The organism is Sorangiineae bacterium MSr12523 (assembly GCA_037157775.1).
GTDB lineage: Bacteria > Myxococcota_A > Polyangia > Polyangiales > Polyangiaceae > Pendulispora > Pendulispora brunnea.
The window spans coordinates 3812924-3830619 of the sequence record CP089982.1; the positions used below are offsets into that span (position 1 = coordinate 3812924).

General features: G+C 62.2%; 15 protein-coding genes. 8 read left to right on the forward strand and 7 right to left on the reverse strand.

Annotation, left to right across the window (positions count from 1 at the left end; genetic code table 11):
* Positions 1-41: 41 nt before the first annotated feature.
* The 5 genes from LZC95_15395 to LZC95_15415 all read right to left on the reverse strand — a co-directional run bounded on the left by LZC95_15395 (position 42) and on the right by LZC95_15415 (position 3767).
* Positions 42-890 (reverse strand): rhomboid family intramembrane serine protease, encoded by an 849-nt coding sequence (locus tag LZC95_15395; GenBank protein WXA98214.1) that lies wholly within the window; start codon positions 888-890, stop codon positions 42-44.
* Positions 891-1005: 115 nt separating this feature from the next.
* Positions 1006-1797, reverse strand: a complete 792-nt coding sequence (locus LZC95_15400; GenBank protein WXA98215.1) for a cysteine hydrolase — start codon at positions 1795-1797, stop codon at positions 1006-1008.
* A complete protein-coding gene (locus LZC95_15405; GenBank protein WXA98216.1) occupies positions 1794-2408 on the reverse strand; it encodes a sigma-70 family RNA polymerase sigma factor in 615 nt (204 codons plus the stop codon). The genes LZC95_15400 and LZC95_15405 overlap by 4 nt, the downstream gene beginning before the upstream one ends.
* 15 nt (positions 2409-2423) lie before the next feature.
* A complete protein-coding gene (locus tag LZC95_15410; GenBank protein ID WXA98217.1) occupies positions 2424-3362 on the reverse strand; it encodes a hypothetical protein in 939 nt (312 codons plus the stop codon).
* A 51-nt stretch (positions 3363-3413) separates the two neighbouring features.
* Complete coding sequence (locus tag LZC95_15415) at positions 3414-3767, reverse strand: hypothetical protein (GenBank protein WXA98218.1); 354 nt, start codon at positions 3765-3767, stop codon at positions 3414-3416.
* A 184-nt stretch (positions 3768-3951) separates the two neighbouring features.
* Between LZC95_15415 and LZC95_15420 the strand changes: the two genes are divergently transcribed.
* Genes LZC95_15420 through LZC95_15435 form a run of 4 tightly spaced genes read left to right on the forward strand, consistent with a single transcriptional unit; the run spans position 3952 to position 7340 of the window.
* Complete coding sequence (locus LZC95_15420) at positions 3952-4710, forward strand: MotA/TolQ/ExbB proton channel family protein (GenBank protein WXA98219.1); 759 nt, start codon at positions 3952-3954, stop codon at positions 4708-4710.
* Positions 4711-4716: 6 nt separating this feature from the next.
* Entirely contained in the window at positions 4717-5151 is a 435-nt protein-coding gene (locus LZC95_15425; protein ID WXA98220.1) for a biopolymer transporter ExbD, read from the forward strand.
* A gap of 54 nt (positions 5152-5205) precedes the next feature.
* Positions 5206-6000: a TonB C-terminal domain-containing protein gene (locus LZC95_15430; protein ID WXA98221.1), complete on the forward strand. Its 795-nt coding sequence runs from the start codon at positions 5206-5208 to the stop codon at positions 5998-6000.
* Positions 5997-7340 (forward strand): hypothetical protein, encoded by a 1344-nt coding sequence (locus LZC95_15435; GenBank protein ID WXA98222.1) that lies wholly within the window; start codon positions 5997-5999, stop codon positions 7338-7340. The genes LZC95_15430 and LZC95_15435 overlap by 4 nt, the downstream gene beginning before the upstream one ends.
* A gap of 8 nt (positions 7341-7348) precedes the next feature.
* Here LZC95_15435 and LZC95_15440 read toward each other — a convergent pair whose 3' ends face one another.
* Positions 7349-8668 (reverse strand): serpin family protein, encoded by a 1320-nt coding sequence (locus LZC95_15440; protein WXA98223.1) that lies wholly within the window; start codon positions 8666-8668, stop codon positions 7349-7351.
* Positions 8665-9069 (reverse strand): hypothetical protein, encoded by a 405-nt coding sequence (locus tag LZC95_15445; protein ID WXA98224.1) that lies wholly within the window; start codon positions 9067-9069, stop codon positions 8665-8667. The genes LZC95_15440 and LZC95_15445 overlap by 4 nt, the downstream gene beginning before the upstream one ends.
* Positions 9070-9180: 111 nt before the next feature.
* On the opposite strand from LZC95_15445, the gene vgrG reads away from it, so the two are divergent.
* The 4 genes from vgrG to LZC95_15465 all read left to right on the forward strand — a co-directional run bounded on the left by vgrG (position 9181) and on the right by LZC95_15465 (position 17685).
* Positions 9181-11433 carry a type VI secretion system tip protein VgrG gene (gene vgrG, locus LZC95_15450; GenBank protein ID WXA98225.1) on the forward strand — a complete coding sequence of 751 codons (2253 nt, stop codon included), beginning with the start codon at positions 9181-9183 and terminating at the stop codon, positions 11431-11433.
* A gap of 1 nt (position 11434) precedes the next feature.
* The gene (locus tag LZC95_15455; protein ID WXA98226.1) at positions 11435-12679 is read left to right on the forward strand and encodes a hypothetical protein; all 1245 of its coding nucleotides are present in this window, start codon (positions 11435-11437) and stop codon (positions 12677-12679) included.
* Positions 12676-14433 carry a PAAR domain-containing protein gene (locus tag LZC95_15460; protein WXA98227.1) on the forward strand — a complete coding sequence of 586 codons (1758 nt, stop codon included), beginning with the start codon at positions 12676-12678 and terminating at the stop codon, positions 14431-14433. Before LZC95_15455 ends, LZC95_15460 begins: the two co-directional genes overlap by 4 nt.
* Before the next feature lie 81 nt (positions 14434-14514).
* Positions 14515-17685 (forward strand): DUF6531 domain-containing protein, encoded by a 3171-nt coding sequence (locus tag LZC95_15465; protein ID WXB00338.1) that lies wholly within the window; start codon positions 14515-14517, stop codon positions 17683-17685.
* The last annotated feature ends 11 nt before the right edge of the window (positions 17686-17696 follow it).

The following is a 17696-nucleotide window of genomic DNA, read 5'->3' on the forward strand; positions in this document are numbered from 1 at the left end:
CGGGGGGCCTTTTAGCAGAGCCTCTCCCCCTCCGCCGCTCCTCAATTGAGGTAGCGCTTATCCTTCGGCGGGCGCCGCTTGCGAAGCTCGTCGTCCGCGCCGCCCTGAACCACGCGCAAAAGCGGCGCACCTGCACGCCGGGTGGACGCGGTCGTGGTCTTGCTCTTACCCGAGGCCGGCGGGCTCAACGGAACGGGAGGCGCCCCGGCCTGGCGCCGCAGCAGCGCCAGCTTGATGCGCAGGTAGGTCGCGCGAATCACCGAGGGCGTGCCGCCCAGCAGCATGCCCACGAGGACCCCGCCAAATGGCGAGAGCATCCCCTCGGGCACGCCCCCGGGATAGACGAGGCCCAGCGAGCACATGGCAATCGTGAACCAGAAGAACTGCCGCCCGCTCACCGGGATGAGGAAAAACAGCCGTACCGTCTGGTGCGCATTCAACTTGGACCAGGCGATGGCAATCGCGGAAATGGCGGCGCTGCTGCCGAACATCATCCGCGGGTGAAGCATGGCGGGGCCGCCTGGAATCGCTCGGTCGACCGCAATCGACAAGAGGAAGCCCGAGACCATCGCGATGAGGACGAAGCGAATGAACCGCCACGTTCCCCAACGCCGCTCCAGATCCGGCGAGAGGAAGTAGAAGGCCATCAGCGTGAAGAGCAGGTGCCCCAACGCCGCCGGCGATGTCAGAAGCCCCGCGGTGAACAGCCGCCACACCTGACCGTCGAGCACGCTGTCGCTCGAAGCGGTGAGGGCCAGAAACAGGCTCTGCCCGCCGGGCAGATAGCTGTACGCGATGGCCAGAGAGATCCCGAGAATCGCTACCACCAGGAGCAGGACCTTCAAGCCCGGGCCGGGGCGAGGTAGTGCCAGAGTAACCCTCTCGTCCATTGATCTTCACTCTAATGTCGCCATTGTCGATCGCAAAGTCAGCATGAAAATACGTAGCAAGTTGCTACGCCGCCGCGGCGTTCTTGGCAGGTGGTGGTCGGCATGTGGGGCCCACTCAGGCGGTTTTGCCCGCGAGGCGGGCGAGGAGCTCTTTGCGGGCGGCCCCGTAGGGCGGCATGACCTGAAGTAGGCCCAGCGTGACCTGCTCGGTCATGGCGCTGATCCCCGCCTGCGTCGCGGGTGGCACGTTCACCGCGTAGCCGCGCTGCAGGGCATCGGTGGCGGTGGCCTTGATGCCGACTTCGGTCAGGCAGCCGGAAAGAACCAGCGTATCGCAGCGCAGCTCGTCGAGGACCTCCTGCAAATTGGACGCGGAGAATGCACTGTACGTGCGCTTTTTCACGACGCGATCGCCCGGCTGCGGTGCGACCTCGGGCCAGATGTCGTTCCCGCCCGAGCCGCCGACCGCGTGGACGCCCCACAGGTCCAGGTCCGGATCGTCCGGCTCGTGCTCGTCGACGATGTAGACGACGGGCACCCCTTGGCTGCGGCATTCGCGCAGTTTTTCCGCCAGCGCCGGCACGATCTCCCGCGCCCGGGGCACTTCCAGAATGCTGCCCTCGGCCAGATGATCATGAATCATATCCAGCACCAGGAAAGCCGATCTCGACCGGGCTGCCAGCTTGGCGCGAAAGCTCGACAGGACCCGGTTGCGGAGATCGGGACTGGGGGCGCGGGGGGCGGGGCTACTCGCGACGGTGCCGAGAGCGAACGAGGCCAGGGTGCGTTCCACCTCGAGGTAGGCGGTGCGCTCTTCCTCCGTGAGCGTGCCCAAGTATGCGGCCGTGAGCGGTTCGGGACGTCCCGCGAGGACGAGTTGTAGCAGGCGGGCATACCGATCACTCACGAGGCACCTCGAACACTCCCAGCGTTCTTTACCACTACGCTCGACGGCTCATTTTGGACCGACGCGAGGAGCGCTTCCCGCAACGTGGCGATGGCCCGGGCCGCCCGTGATTTGACGGTCCCCAACGGCACGCCGTGAAGTTCTGCGATCTCGCTGTAGGAGAGCCCTTGGAAAAAGGCCGCTTCGAGCGTGAGCCGCTGGTCTTCCGGCAGGGCCCCGAAGGCCTCTCGAAACTTTTCGTTCAATGGCAGAAAATCGAGAGGCGGCGCCTCCGCCGTCTCCGTTCGCGCCTCCGCGCGGACCGCCTCCCGCACCCGTTTGAGGCGATTCTGCCGGCGCAGGCGGTCGATGGCGAGGTTGCGCGTGATGGTCACGAGCCACGTACGCAGACGTCCGCGCGCCGGATCGTAGCGGCGTGCCTGTTCGCAGAGCCCCATGAAGGCGTCGTGAACCAGGTCTTCGGCCTCGGCGCGGTCGTGAACGATGCGCAGCGCGATGGCCAGAAGCGCATCGACATGGCGATCGTACAGCGACGCAAGCGCGTCGACGTCGCCCTCGGCGACACGAAGGATGAGCGCTGCGTCGAGCGATTCGGACGGATCCGCGTCCACCACGCGACGGTTATATCACTGCACGGGATCGCACGTGGCCGTCGTCGACACGAACGGCGCAACCGAACCGCGGCAGGTCGTGCGACCCAGCGACGGCGGCGGCGCTCCGGCGTCCGCCGGTACTCCGAGCAGTTCCACGTCGATCGTGTGATCCGCAGGGGCCTTCACCCGCGTGAAGCGCACCTCGTTGGGGCAGGGGAAAAGCGTGCCTTGGGCTGGCGTCGTGCCGCCATCGCCTGCGTTGCCGGCGTCTCCTGCATCGGACGGTGCGGCATCGCCTGCGTCTTTGGAAGCGTCCGCGCCGGCATCCATGGGCGGCGGTTGGGCTGTAGGAATCCCGCGAACCGATGCACGAACCGACGCCGCACCGGCGTTGCAACCGGCGGGCGTGCCATCTTGCCGGGTGAACGAGGCCGGCAGCACGATGATGCCGTCGCTTCCTGCGTCCCGGAGCGGCTCGCAGACGGCGACGACTTCCACGTCCGACTGCTGCGTGGTCTGGCAGTTCGTGTCCCAGGTGAAGGTCAGCGTGCGTCCGGCCCAGAATCGATCGAGCTGGTGATCGGTGTTGGTGACTTGGTTCACCACCGCAGCTACGGCGCTGCCATCGCCGAACGTCTTCGCGTTGAAGGCGTAGACGTCGACATTGAAATCCAAAAAGCCGCTGTCCGACTGGGTGAGCGCTTGGAACACGCCGTCGGCGAAGCAATCGTACGTCGCGGCGGCGCGAACGAGCCCGTCGGTGTCCGTCACGACGGCGGTGTATTTGTAGACCTGCGTGTCGCCGGTGCCGCATCCCTTGCCGGCGGTGATGACGTCCGACCGGATTTGAATCCCGGTGATGGGGTCGATCCCGGGAAGGGTGGTCGTGTCCGTGCAGGCGACCGCCAACACGGAGAACGCGAGGTACATGGAAAGCGAACCAATAAGAAGGAGCAAAAAGCGCAGCCGCACGAGCAGAGCTCTTACCACGCCTCTCCCGCGGACCAAGCGCCGAAAACTACCTTAGAGGCCGCAGTACGACTGAATTTGCGCCGAACAGTCCGCATAGGTTCGCCCGTAGGATCGCGCGCGGACCGTGCACGTGCCCCGCCAGCAGACGTCCTGGCCCAGGTAGCCCGTGATGTCGAAGGTGTAGGTATAACCGCCGTTCAGATTCTCGAAGCGAATGGGCTGCTGACAGCCTGCCGTGGCTTGCTCGCCGGTCTCCCAGGCGCGCACCGTCCAGGAAAAACCTGGGCCTTGGCTGCAGCGGTAGCCGATGTTCGTCGTTTCCTCGAACTGAATCTCGGGCTCGTCCTGCCAGGGGTCGACCGTGCAACCGAGGCCAGCGAGTGGCGCCAGAAAGAGCCCCAGCAAGACCGAAAACCGCGGAAAAGCGTCGACGGGCCATCTTGCGACGTATCTTCCCGCGGCGTTGGGGCTGCGCCAGCGCAAACGCGAGCGGAGGCGAGCCAACGCGCCTGGTTGCCGTCGAATTCTCCCCGGAATTGACATCTACGGAAGGGGCGGGGCATGGTGCGGCCATGCTCGGAGAAAAACTATGCAATCGGTAGCCGGCGGCGCGATCCATGCCGTTCACGCGTTCGCCGCGGCGGTACAGGCTGGCGGTGCCGGCGGTGGCGGGAAGCCCGACGCGCCCAAGCTCGATCCCGTGCAGCTCGTCTTGCACGCCTCGGCGCCCGTCAAAGCGGTGCTCATCGTGCTGGTCGTCTTCTCGCTGTGCTGCTGGGTGGTCATCGGTGCCAAGTTTCTCCATCTGCGCCGCGCCCGCGCCGAATCGCATCGCTTTTTGAAGACGTTCGACGCGGCCCAGAACTTCGATGCGATGGCCAATGGGCTGGCGGCCTTCCGCGGCTCTCCGTTCGCGCGAATTTTCGCCACGGGCTACGACGAGATGATGCGCATGACCGGCGGCCAGCGTCAGCGCCTGGGCGACGCCGAGGGCACGCACGTCGAAACGGCCACACGCCGCGCCGCTGCGCGCGAGGTCACGCACCTCGAATCGTGGATGACGCTCTTGGGCACCATCGGATCGACGGCGCCCTTCATCGGCCTTTTCGGCACGGTCTACGGCATCATGGACGCGTTCTTGAGCATCGGGAACCAGCAGAACGCGAACCTCCCCGTCGTTGCACCGAAGATCGCCGAGGCGCTCATCGCGACGGCCATCGGCCTCGTCGCCGCCATCCCGAGCGTCATGGCATACAACTACTTCGCGCGTCGCGTGCAGGAGCTTGCCGACAGCCTCGAAGGCTTTGCCGCCGACGTGGCCGCGCGCGCCAAGCTCGGAGGCATTTAGACCGCCATGGCCATGGGTGCATCGGCAGGCGGCGTTGCTGGCCGCAGCCGCCGCATGGGCGGTATGAACGAGATCAACGTGACGCCGCTCATCGACGTCATGCTGGTGCTCTTGGTCATCTTCATGGTGACCGCACCATTGCTCACGACCGGCGTCGAGGTCGATCTTCCGAAGGCCAAGAGCGGCCCGATGGTGGCAGACGACACGAAGCTGCTGATCATCGTCACCGCCGACGAGCACGTCTATTTGGGCAAGGACGAGATCACCGGCGCGGTCGAAGATCGATTGACGAACAATGCGCGTCTGAAGGAGGAGAAAGAGGTCTACATCCAAGCGGACGAGGGCGTAAAATACGGTGCCGTTCTGCGCGTCATGGCGGCTGCGCGCACCGCAGGCGTCGAAAAGCTTGGAATGATCACCGATCCACTGGAAGTTAAGTAACCGAAGCGAAAGGTGTTTGTGCGAAGCGTATTACGCACGCGCAATTGAATTCTCATGGCAACGCGGTTGGCTTGGAGGACGGCGTACGAGTCGGACGAGGTGGCGCTAGGCATTGCGCTGGCCATCGCGCTGCATGCGATTCCCATTGCGGCCATCATCCTCAAGGCCATGTACCCATCGCTCGGCGAGGAGGAGAAGCCCCTCGTCGAGAAGCCCGTGGTCGCGGCCAGCTTGCTGAAATTGGGCAAGCCAATGGATCCATTGAAGCTGCCCGATCGCATCGTGCCCCGCGCCCGCACCGCGCCGAAGCACGAGATCGTGGCCTCGCGTGAAGAAAAGAAAAAGGACATCCCCGACGCGGGGCCGCCGCCTCCGCTCGCGCAGGAGTCGGACATCACGCGCCTCGTGAACAAGAGCGATCCCTTCGCGGAGGACGCGGGCAAAGATCGCCCCGAAGAGGGTCACGCGGCGGGTGTGAAAGAGGGCCAGGAGACGGACCCGAACAAGGTGCGCGCGGGCGACATGTACGGCGCGCTGCTGGGCAATTTCTTTCACGAGCGCTGGGCCATTCCCACTGTGATTTCACAGGGAGAGGCCAACAAGCTTTGTGTCACCTTCCAAATCAGCATCGATCGGCGGATGAGCATTTGGCACATGAGGAGTGAACCCGTTCGAAAGAGCGGCAACGATTTGTTTGATGACTCGGCGCGATCGATGCTTCAAAAACTGCTCGACGATCGAACGCCGTTGCCGGAGCCACCCCCCGAGGTGGCCGAACAGTATCGTGGCCGTGCACTAAATGTTGGACTGACCGGGAACCCTCATGGAGACTCGTCCAAATGCCGATGACTGACCTTGTCTTTTTGAACCTGCCGAAGAAGAGGACATTGTCCTTCATGGCAGCAGCCGTCGCAGGTAGCTCCTTCCTGTTCGTCGCCGTGGCCGATCTTCCCGCGCACGCGCAGCAGCCCGCCGGCGCCTCCAGCTCACTGCCCACCGTGTCACAGCCCACGGGCGGTACCGTCACCACGATCACGGTGTCAGGAGGTAACCGCTCACTGTTCAAGATTGCCGTTCCGCCTCTCGTGGGTGAACGCGACACCTCGAACACCGTGGTGGACGTGGCGAGCAAGGATTTCACCCTGTCGAGCATTTTCCAAGTGCTCGACCCAAAGAGCTTCACCGCGAACTTGGGCGCCGAGGGCACGGGCATCGACCCCGCGAGCTGGCGCAACATCGGCGCCGAGGGTGTCGTGAAGGGCACGAGCGCCATGCGCGGCAGCACCGTGCACCTCGAGCTGCGCCTCTTCGTCGTCTCGCGCGGCGCCGAAGCCGTGTTGAAGAAGGAATACGACGTACCGGCCAGCGGCGTGCGCGGAGCCGTGCATCAATTCTGCAACGAAGTCGTGAAGTGGTTCACCGGCACCGCCGGCAGCTTCGGCACGCGCCTCGTCTTCAGCGCCACCACCGGCCGCGGACAGAAGGGCATCTTCTCCGTCGACAGCGATGGCAACGGCCTCTCGCGCCTGCAGACCGTGTCGAACGTGGCCCTCGCCCCCGCGGTGGGGCCGGGCGGCGTGTACTACTCCGCCGGCATGCCCGACGGCACGTACCAACTCTTCAAGGTGGGCAGCTCCACCCCGGTGGTGAAGAACCCGGGCCTCATCTTCGGCGTTGGCTTCGGCGCCGGCAAAATGGCCTTGGTCGTCTCCAACAGCGGCCAGAGCGACATCTTCCTGGGCGGCCCCGACGGCAGCGGTCTGTCCAAGGCCACGCAGGGCGGATTGAACACGCACCCCGCCATTGGCCCCGGCGGCCAACTGGCCTACGTCTCGAACCAAGGCGGCAACCCGCAGATCTACGTCGACGGCAAGCGCGTGAGCTGGCGAGGCACCTACAACATGGCCCCCGTCTGGTGCAACGACCCCGAGGGCGTGCGCATCCTGTTCATGGGCCGCGACGGCGCCACCTGGGACATCTTCAGCGTCGACCCCAGCGGCAGCCCGTCCAGCATGAAGCGCCTCACACAGGATCAGGGCTCCAACATGTACCCGGCCTGTTCCCCCGACGGCCGCCAGGTCGCCTTCTTCTCGACCCGCGGCGGTCTGTACTTGAGCAACAACCAGGGCATGAACCAACAGAGGATCTCGACCGCAAACGGCGAGAGCCTCCGTTGGGAAGGGAACTAGCTTCCGATTCAGTGCGAAGGATCGACGACGCGCCCGGCAAAGAGCAGGGCGCCCGTCGGAACGTCGCGCACGAAGAAGAAGAAGGGCCGATTGGCCTTGAAGGTCTTCACGTTGGTGGGCGGCGGGGGAGCGGAGGCATCGACCATGACGACCGCCGTCGCCGCGGCCGCCTCCGTGCCCTTCTCGTCGACCTTGACGAAGGCTTTGTGCACGACTTCGGACATCACCAAGGGGTCGCGATCCGTCATGCCCGAGAAATCGGCGGCGCCCTCGTTGAAGGCTATGTCCAATCCCATACCGGAGAGCTCCTCTTTTAGCTTCGTGCTGGCTCCCTGGATCTCGAACTTCGGAAGCGACAGATCGACGGTGGCGATCGACAAGTTCGAGGTGATCTTCCGATACGCCGCCGCGTCGAACTTGAGCTCGAACGTCGCCCAGGTTCCCTCCTTCGGCAGCACGACGACCATCGACGTATCTTTGCCGCCGTAGGGCAGCTCCACCGCCTGGTATCCGTCCTCCTCGAAGTAGGGAAAATCCGTCCGTTGCTTCATGGTATCGACGCGCGTCGATGAACCATCTGCGCGGACGAAGGCCTCTTGCGACGTGGCACTCGCGGGGAACGGAGTATTCCACGCTGCATTGAAATAAATGGCATTGACGAGTACCAGACGGGTCTCCTGCTTGATGACGCCCTCGGGCAATAGCTCGTTGATTCGCCCCTCGGTCTCGTCATTCGTCCATTGGTTGATGATCCGCCGAGACTCTTCGGTCGCTGAGATGAAGTCCGTGAGGCGAATTCCTGCGCCATAGTCGCGGGCCAATACATCGAGGAAAGGTTGTCGGAAGGTCGTGGTGCGATTTCCCCATATCGAATTGGTTGCGCGAAGCCGAAACAACTTCCCGTCGGCGCCCTTCGCATCACGGCCGCGGGTGGCCAGGGCAAGGTCGAGCGCGTTCATCGCATCGTGGAACTTCGCCGGCGTCGCAATGTGGAGCACACGTTCGAAAGCCTCCGCGGTGCTTCCCCGTGCGCCCGCATAGGTCATGGCGAGCGCGGCGGAAATGCTGTGTGGCGAGAAAAAGAGGCTTTCGTTCGGGTTCTTCGATGAGAGCTTGCGGTAAAGCTCGAAGGCGAACGCTGCGTTGCCTTGGGCAGCGCTTTCGATGTCTCGAGCGTTTGCTTGTGGTTCCAAGTTTCGAGGCAACTCGGATCGAGCGACGTCGCCGTTCGAGCCGTCGCTATCGCTGCTGCTGCCGCAGTGGATCGAAGTGACGCCCGCAGTAAGCGCGAGCGCCGTGAAAGAGAGATATGGCAGAAGGCCTCTCATGGAATCGCCACCTCGAGCAACGCGCGCGCCATGCTGATTTGTATCGAGAGAACGCGATGGGTGTGCCGTGCGAGGCGTGCCACCTTCGTCGTATGCGCCAGCGATCGTGGCACATCGTAAATTCGCACAACTGATCGGCGATTCGGTCGACGTGTCTCGCGATGGCTGGCACCCGGCGGTTCTCGTCGCCAGACGATAAGTGGGAATCCGATGATATCGATATCCATCGGATCACGGTGCCCCAGGCCAATTGGCAAGTTGCCTTTGGCAGCGAACCCTAGCGGCCGCACGGGTGTTGCGGGGTGGAAAAATTTGAACGTAGCGGACGGAACGCCGTTCTTCGAGCATCGTACCACCGTTGCCTGAAGCAGGGTTTTCACGTCGAACAACTGGTCGAACATCGCTGCCCAGCGAAAATCCGCGCAACTCGCCGCGGTGGTGGCCGAAGTTATGAACAACACCCGTCAGTCCGAGTCCCCAAGATTCACGCAGTGGAGGAACTCTGCATGGTCATGTCGGTGTTCGAAAACGCGGTTGATGAGCTTACGTACACCCTCCGCGCGGGAGAACTCGACGAACGAGACCTGGTAGTTGCACGGTTCAAAGGCTGCGAGCGGCTCTCGGAGCTTTTCGTCTGGCAGATCGATGTGGTGGTCAAAGACGAGAAGATTCACACCATCGAGGAGCTTCTCGGACGAGCCGGCGAGTTTCGAATTTTGCGACACGATGAGCCGGTTCGCATCGTGCGCGGCATCGTGGCCCAGATTACGCCCCAAGGCACGACGAGCAAAGGCCGGCAGCATCAGGTCACGGTGACCCTCGTTCCCGCGCTGGCCGAACTCGATTACATCACCAACTCGCGCATCTTTCAGGACCAGAGCGTCCGGAAGATCGCCGAGGACCTCGTCCAGCGTTACGGCATCGAGCTGGTGTGGCGCCTCGAACGGCATCCGCAAGCGCGCACCTACTGCGTGCAGAAGAACGAGACCGACTTCGAGTTCCTCGCCCGCATCTTGGCGGAGGAAGGAATTCACTTCTTCTTTTCGGACGACGACAAGAAGAGCACCGTGATCTTCATCGATGCCCCGCGCGGATACGCGGCCATCGATGGGGACGCGAATCTGCCCTACAGCGCCACGGGCGGCGCCGTAAGCGTCGACCACGTCGCCAATATGGTGCGACGGCAGATGATCCGTCCCGGATCGGTCGCCCTTCGCGACTACAAGTTCGAGCGCCCCAGGACGGATCTCACCACACGCGCCGAGGTGCGCGAGCCGCATCACCACGGCAACCGCCCTGCGCGCGAGACGTATCTTTACGCGGGCGACTACGACAAGGTCGACCCCGACGGTGCCGGCATCGTCCAGCGGCGCCTCGAAGAAGTGCGCAGCGACGCGTCCGTCTTTTCGGGCAAAAGCTCCTGCGTGCGCATCCAAGTCGGCCGCACCTTCTCGCTTTCGGGCCACGACGACGACGCGTTCAATCGCTCCCTGCTCGTCACCGACATGAACGTCGGCGGTCATCGCGCCGGCATCGCTGAATCGGGTGCCGGCGGTGGTCCCGCATTCGTAGCCCACTTCAGCGCCGTCCCCAGCGACGTCCGATTGCGCCCCCCGCGAAAGCCCAAACCCGCCGCCGCCCCCGAGTCGGCCCTCGTCGTCGGCGGCGAGCCGGGCAAACCCTTCATGGACGAATTCGGTCGTGTGAAGGTCCACTTCTTCTGGGACCGCTTCGACAAGCAGGACAAGAATAGCTCCTGCTGGCTGCGCGTCATGACCCCCGCCGCCGGCGGCGACCGCGGCATCTGGTTCCCACCCCGCGTCGGCGACGAAGTCGTCGTCAACTTCTTCAACGGCGACATCGACCGCCCCTTCGTCGCCGGCGCCATGTACAACGGCGACAACGACCACCTGTATCCGCCCGGCCAAACCGTCACCAAGAGCACCATCCGCACCCTGACGATCCCCGGCGGCAAAGGCTTCAACGAGCTCACGTTCGAGGACAGTGCGGGTGGCGAAGAGATATATCTGCACGCGCAGAGGGACCGGAAGACGGTCGTTCTACACAACCACAATGAGACGGTTGGCGCGGTACAGTCGACGACGGTCGGCGGATTGCAATTCATCACCGTGGGGGGCATGCGCAAGAAGACCGTAGGGGGCGAGGAGCGGACCTCGGTCGAGTTGAATCGCACGGAAGAAGTCGGGCAAAAAGAACAGATCACCATCGGGATGGGGCGAGAGCGCATCGTCACGAAAGGCGAGGATTCTCTAAAGGTATCTCTCGGCAATCGAGTGGTCACCGTCAGCAACGGAAATTACGTCACAACGGTCTCCGACCTAACCTATTTGGATACGAAGAACGCCGAAACGGAATGTTCGGAAGATTATCAGACGAGGGCCGCGCGCACCGTCATGTTATCCGAGACCACCGGCGGCGCTGGTTTCAAGATGAACGGTGGTGCCATGGATGCTGTCGGTCCCACAGGTGTTACCGTGACGAATGAATCTCAGAATATCCAACTGAAGGACAAGAAGATTACCTTGCTTGCGACAGACGAGCTCCTCTTGCAATGCGGAACGTCGTCCATTTCTTTGAAGAAGGATGGAAGCATTGCGATCAGTGGTGCAACGTCGATTTCCATGACTTGCTCGTCGTCGAACGTCACTCTGGACAAGACATCGGGAAAGCTCGAGGCAAACAGCGCGACCCTCTCGGCAAAAGGAACGTGCGTCGTGTCGGGCGGTTTCGTGAAGATCAATTGAAATGCGGCTCATCGAGAAAGTGCAACGCGCCCTCGCGGACTTCGCGGAGCAGAGCGAGGCGACGGTCATGATCGTGCGCTCGCACGATGAGGAGCTATTGCCCGTCGTGCGCTGCCTGGAGGGCATCGATGGGGCACCACATTTCGTTTACCTCGACCTGAACCCCGTGTCCGGAACCCTCGTCGACTATGTCGATATCCTCATTGCCATGGTCCTCGAGCGGATGGACACCTTGCGCGCGGAGGAGGCCCCCGACGACCCCACACTGCCGGAACCCTCGGACGCGTGTTGGTCGCATCGTGTCGATCCTCTCGTTCGGCTCCGAATGACGTTCGCGCACTTCGCGTCATGGTTGCCCGAGGACGATGAGACTCATTTGGTTATCGCGATCTTGCCGAGCGAGATCAAGGATCCGCATGTGCACGCCCGAGTCGTGCAAGCTCTGCTTCCTCAATCGGGCTTCGAACCATGGATGGCGCGTGTCCGCTTCGTGCTGCGCGATGACAAAGCGAACTCGTTTCTGACTCAGTCCGCCCTGAATGCACGGTCGCCTGGCGTCGTCCTCTTCGAGACATCGCTCACGCAAGGCGACATCATTGGAGAGCTCATCGAGGATGCTTCGAATCCCGAGTTGTTGCCCGGTCAGCGTGTTCAGGCGCTCATGCAATGTGCCATGGTGGAGGTGAGCCTCGGGATGCTGACCGAGGCGATGGCGAAGTTGCGTAGTCTGTATGCGTACTACACGCAATACAATGTCCCCGAGATGCGCGGGGTCGTGCTGCTTCAAGTTGCGGAGGCGTTCCGCCGCGCGAATGCGCCGGAGCGTGCGCACCATGCGATCATGGCGGCGCTCGACATCGCGACTTCGCACTCGGATCTCACATTGATGACCAACTCGTCGCATGCATTGGCATTGCACTCGGCGGGACAAGCAAACTACTTGGAGGCCGAGATGGCATGTGCCGTTGGCTGCGTCTCCGCGAGGGCGCTGCACCAGGACGATCTTCATGCCGAGTTTCTGCTCCGGCGGGGCGACGCCCGCGCAGCGCAGGGAAACTGGGCTGGTGCCCTGGAGATGTGGACTACATGTGCCAACGAGACGCGGGATAAAGGAAACTACAATATGCTTTCCGATGCCCTTGGACGACTTCACGACTACGCGTCACGAACCGGGCATCGCGACATCGCGGCAGGGTACGCCGCCGAAATTCAAGAATGTAGAGTCATCACCGGAGGTGCGGGATGATCATCTCCGCCGAGGGTAAGACCGGGCAGACCGTCAAGGTTTGGAAGGATAAACTCGCCGCCGCGAAAGCAGAGAATCCGAGTTGGGGCATCATTGACGATATTGATCCGGGCTTCTCCAAAGCACTCGATGTCATCATCGATCCGCCCGTGAGTCCTACGGATACGCCGCTCGATAAAACGAAGAAGACAGTCGACCGCCTCAAGAGCGCCTACGATCTTGGTATGAAGATTGCGGATATCGCGACCCAGACAGGCAAGTGGTGGGAGGGGTATGTCGACGGTATTGCCGGCAATGCGATCGACCGTTTGCTCATGCTCAACCCCGTCGCGCAGTTCGTGGGAGGCCTGTTCCAACTGCCGGCAGCCAATGTGGGGGCGGTGTTCATTGGTATGCCGCACACGCATCAGCACCCGCCGAGCTGGGTGCCGCCAGCAGCACCCGTGCCGCTGTTCAGCATTGGTCAAATTGCGACGGGCTGTCCGACCGTGCGCATTTATGGGATGCCTGCTGCCACGACCGACGATATTGGGTATGCCATCGGCTGCGGGAGCCTGTCGCCGTTCTTCAAGATCTTCACTGGTTCGAGCAGCGTGAAGATCGGTGGAAAACGAGCCGCACGCGCTGGAGATCTCGTCAAGTACTGCCAACCATCGTCGCCTCCGAAACCTGGCGATCCGCCCGTGCCCAAGAACGGTAAAGAGGCATTCATTTCGGTGGTCAAAGACAAGTTCCTCGTCAAATCGAGCAAAGGTGACGACCCGAAACTCGTCAAGTGGAGAAATAAATGGACGACGGGGCCGACCGCTGCACTGGGAGCGGCGTCGGCGGCCTATGAATACGACAAATCGAAGAAGGCCGTGCAGAAAGCGCGTGATGAGGCCAAGGCCAAGCATGAAGCCGCCGCCAAAGGAGATCTAGGAGCGCAATCCGAGGCGGTCGCCGCCGACGAAGCGGTGGAAAGCCAGGAGGCTGCCATTGCTGCGCAGAACGAGGCGCGTGTCGGGGCGGCGGAGACTCTCGTGATGGACATTCTTCGTGGATCGCTGGACAAGCTTCTTGGAAAGGATCCCGGCACGCCGCCTCCGTGGGGACAAATCGCCGTTCCGACGCAATTGAGCGTCACGATCGGAGGTTTTCCCATGCCTGAAACCGCCGTTCTCGTCGGTATGGGACGCGGATTCCTCACCAAACGAGGCGCGCGGTGGGCGAAGGCTGCCAGGTTCAAGACGGCGAAGGCCAAGATTGTCGCCGCACGGGGAGGGCGAGAGGCACGGACGCCCGCCGAGAAGCGCGCGGATGCGCGGGCCGCACTTGCTCTCATGAAAAGAGAGAAGGAAGCCGAAGCGTTTGCGAAGAAGCGTGAGGAACTAAAGACTACGAGCATTTATGCCAATGAGTCAGACCAGAGGAAGCAGGCCTTCGACGATATCAAAGCGAAGCGTACCAAAGAACAAGCCGACAAGAAGGAGGCGCGGGACAAGAAAGCGGCGGCTCGCCAGACAGACATCGACAATACGAAGCTGCTGATCGCACAAGACAAGGGAACGACGCCCGACAAGGTGAGTGACAAGCAGGCGGTCGAGGCGATTCGCGTTCGCAACGAGACGAACGATCCCACGCTGAAGCCAGCCTACGATAGGGAGCGAGCGCGCGAGGCCGTCGAGAGTCAGGCTCGAGAAGCAGCCGAGAAGGAGGCCAAGGAGACGGCCTCGAAGCGTGCGGGCGAAGCGGTCACCAAAACGAAGGCTTGACATGTGAGGGCCCATACGTTGTTCAGACGTGGTCATTCCGCGACGAAGCTCACGCCGACCGCTGCACGGCCTGCAGTGGACGTGGCATCCGGCGAGGTCACGGATTCAGCCACTGACTTTTGCCGGAACGCGCTCCTTCCGCTCTCATTGATACGGCATTATTCCTCGTTCTTCGGGCGCCGAGAGCTCTACGTAGCGGCATGGGGACGCGATGATTCTGCGCCGTTCGGAGCGGGATGGCGCGCGGATTGGGACCACCGGCTGCAGCAGACCGTGCACGGGTTCATCTACGTGCGGCCGGACGGCCAAGAGATCGATCTTCGAGCTCGCGTCGATGGTCGGATGGTGCATACGGGGTACGGCGTCGAGATCGAACGCGCCGATGCGAACGGCGTGCGCATCGTCGACTTCAAACGTGGGCGTGCGCGTGTCACCCACGTGTTCGCGTTGATGGGTAACCAATGGCGCCTGCATTCCATCGAGTACCGCGGTCCGAACCGGATTGAAGTCGTTCACGATGCTCACGGTCGAGTCATTCGGCTCGAGCATGCACGTTCTCGAAGTGCATTGACTCTGACCTATGTCGACGATCGTATTGCCCTCGTCGAGTTGATGACCCCCGATGGCGGGCGGCACTTCGCGGCTGGGTATCGGTACGATGAGCAAGGTCTGCTCGTCGAGGTCCAGGACCGAGGCGGGCGCGCGGTCACGTATGCGTACCACACGAATCGTCTCCTCGCCCTGGTGACGAAACGGGAGGGTGCTGTCTTTTACGTCGAGTATGATCGCGAGGGCCGATGCACGCGCGTCAGCGGAATGGACGGGTACCATCTGCGAGATTTCCGCTACGATGCCGTCGCCCGCCGCACCATGGTTGGCAATGCGTATGGCGAGGTCTGGACGCATGAACTCGATGCGGTGGGGCGCATCATTGCGACGACGTCTCCCTTGGGACGTCGGTCATCGTTCGAGTTCGATGCCATGGGCCGCCTCGAGCGCGCGGCGGATGCCGCCCAACGGATCACCACGTGTGAATATGACGAGTTGGGGCGTCTCGTCGCTTATCGCCGTCCGGCTGAATCGCGGTTTTGGGTCTACGACGACTATCACCGCATTATCGCGCACAGTGATGCTGTCCAGGACATTTGTGCGGACTACGACGGGACTCACTCTCTCGTTTCGATTGAGCTAGACAGTGGGAGCTGGGAGCTAACGTACAATGTTCACGGAGAGCGCACCTCTCTCAGAACGCCGTTGGGTGCTACGCAGACGAACCTTTACGACTCGTTCGGCAATTTGGTCGGCGAAAGTGACTTCAATGGCAACTTCGTCCGCTACGAGTACGATGCTTTTGGTCGATGCACGAGGGTCATCGACCCTCTCGGTGGGATCGAGGAGCATGTTACTGACGAGCTGGATCGGCCCGTCGCATCCATTCACCGGAGCGGAACGACGTCTCGGGTCGAGCATACGCTGAATGGGCGTATCACGCAGGGAATGACGGGGATGCATGAAGCCCTCCGCCACGATCTATACGGTCGCGCGCTCGAGCACGTCGACGGGGAAGGTTTGATCGGGCGGTTGCAATGGGGAAAGGAGCCTGGTCAGATCGTGGAGGTGCACGATGCGGCAGGGCATCGTGAGCACTACTATTACGATGCCGATGACCGGATCGTCGCATTGCACACGCTCGATGGGCGACATGTGCGCGTAGAACATTCGGACTTGGGCATGGTCTCCGTCGAGGTGCGGAGCGATGCACCCATCAGCGGCGAGCGGCCGGGCATTCGGACGGATTTCGAGCTCGATGATACGGGTCGCGTGATCCGCGTATCGAGCGGCGGTCTAGAAAGGCGCTTCGAGTATGACGAGGACGCTTTTCTCACGTGGGCCGAAACGAAGGACACACTCGTCGAGCTCACCTACGACTCGTCTGGCCGATGCGAGCGAGAGATGGTGGCTACGCGGGCCAATGAGCCTTTGCACCCCATGGTCGTCCAGCGCGGATTCGATGCGCTAGGAAGCAAGGTTCGGATCGGGTGCACGGATGCACCAGATGTCAGCATGGGCCGGGACCAGAATGCGCGTGTTTGCAGCGTTCGAGTGGGCGACGTTGCCGTGCAATATGTATGTGACGCAAACGGTGCGGAAGTCGAGAGGGCGTCGCTCGGTGCGCGCCTTTCCATGAAGCGCGACCTCGGAGGTCATGTTACCTCGTACATTTACGAGGTCGCAGGCGTGGAGCCCGTCCGCCTCCAGATTTCGTATGATACGCGAGGCCACCCGTCATTCTTGAGTGTCGCCTCGAAGGGCACGGAAAGCGACATGATCCTCCGCTATGACAGCCGGAGGCGTCTTCGCGCTATCGTCCGACGCGGTTCGGACCTTCCGAGTGAATTCTTTGCGTACGATGGAGAAGGCCATTGGGTGTTTCATGCCCGTACTGGTCGAGGTGATGAACTTCTTCAAGTGCTGGAGACCAATGGATGGGAGCGCACGATGGTCATTGCTGCGTATTATGCAGAAGAGAGCGCGACCGCCACAGTGTTGGCGGGTGGTCGTCTCGAGACGATGCGTGTTGGTGGCGTTTCCGTGCACTATGCATGGGACGAGCGAGGACGCGTCTACGAGAAGCGAGTTCTCTGCGGTGATCGAGAGGACGTGTGGGGCTTCGAGTACGACGCCTGGGACGCACCCGTGCGCGTCCGAAGCCCGCAAGGAGGAATTTTCGAATATCGATACGATGCATTCGGTCGTTGCATCGAGCGAACATCATCGACGGGTGCAGCCGTTCGGCTTGTCTGGGACGGGCAATACATCCTTCACGTTTTTACGGGCGGAGTGCTCACGGAAACGCGTTTATCTTCCGATGATTCGGGCGAGTTGCTTCTACGGTGCCTCGGTGATGGTAGAGTCGATATCCGATCCGACGCGTTTCGCGAGCTCGAAGAACTGCTTGCCGGTGATGGTTCCGTAGGTCCACCATCGACGAAGCCGACGATGGCGCAATCATTTTATGATCGCGAGTCGTTGACAATCATTGGGCTAGGTAGGTACGTTGACGTCGAAACTGGGTATCATCTCACCTGGCAACGCGGTGAACCTCTCGCGGGTTTGCCTGCGTTTCCGAGGGCGCGCCCAGACCCGATCGTTCGCGTCGTTTCGGACGGAATGATGCTGCCTGTAGAGACGTCGTCCTCAGGACGAGATGCGTTCATGTCTTCTGCCGTACGCTCAATCGTGTCGCGGTAACCACATTCACG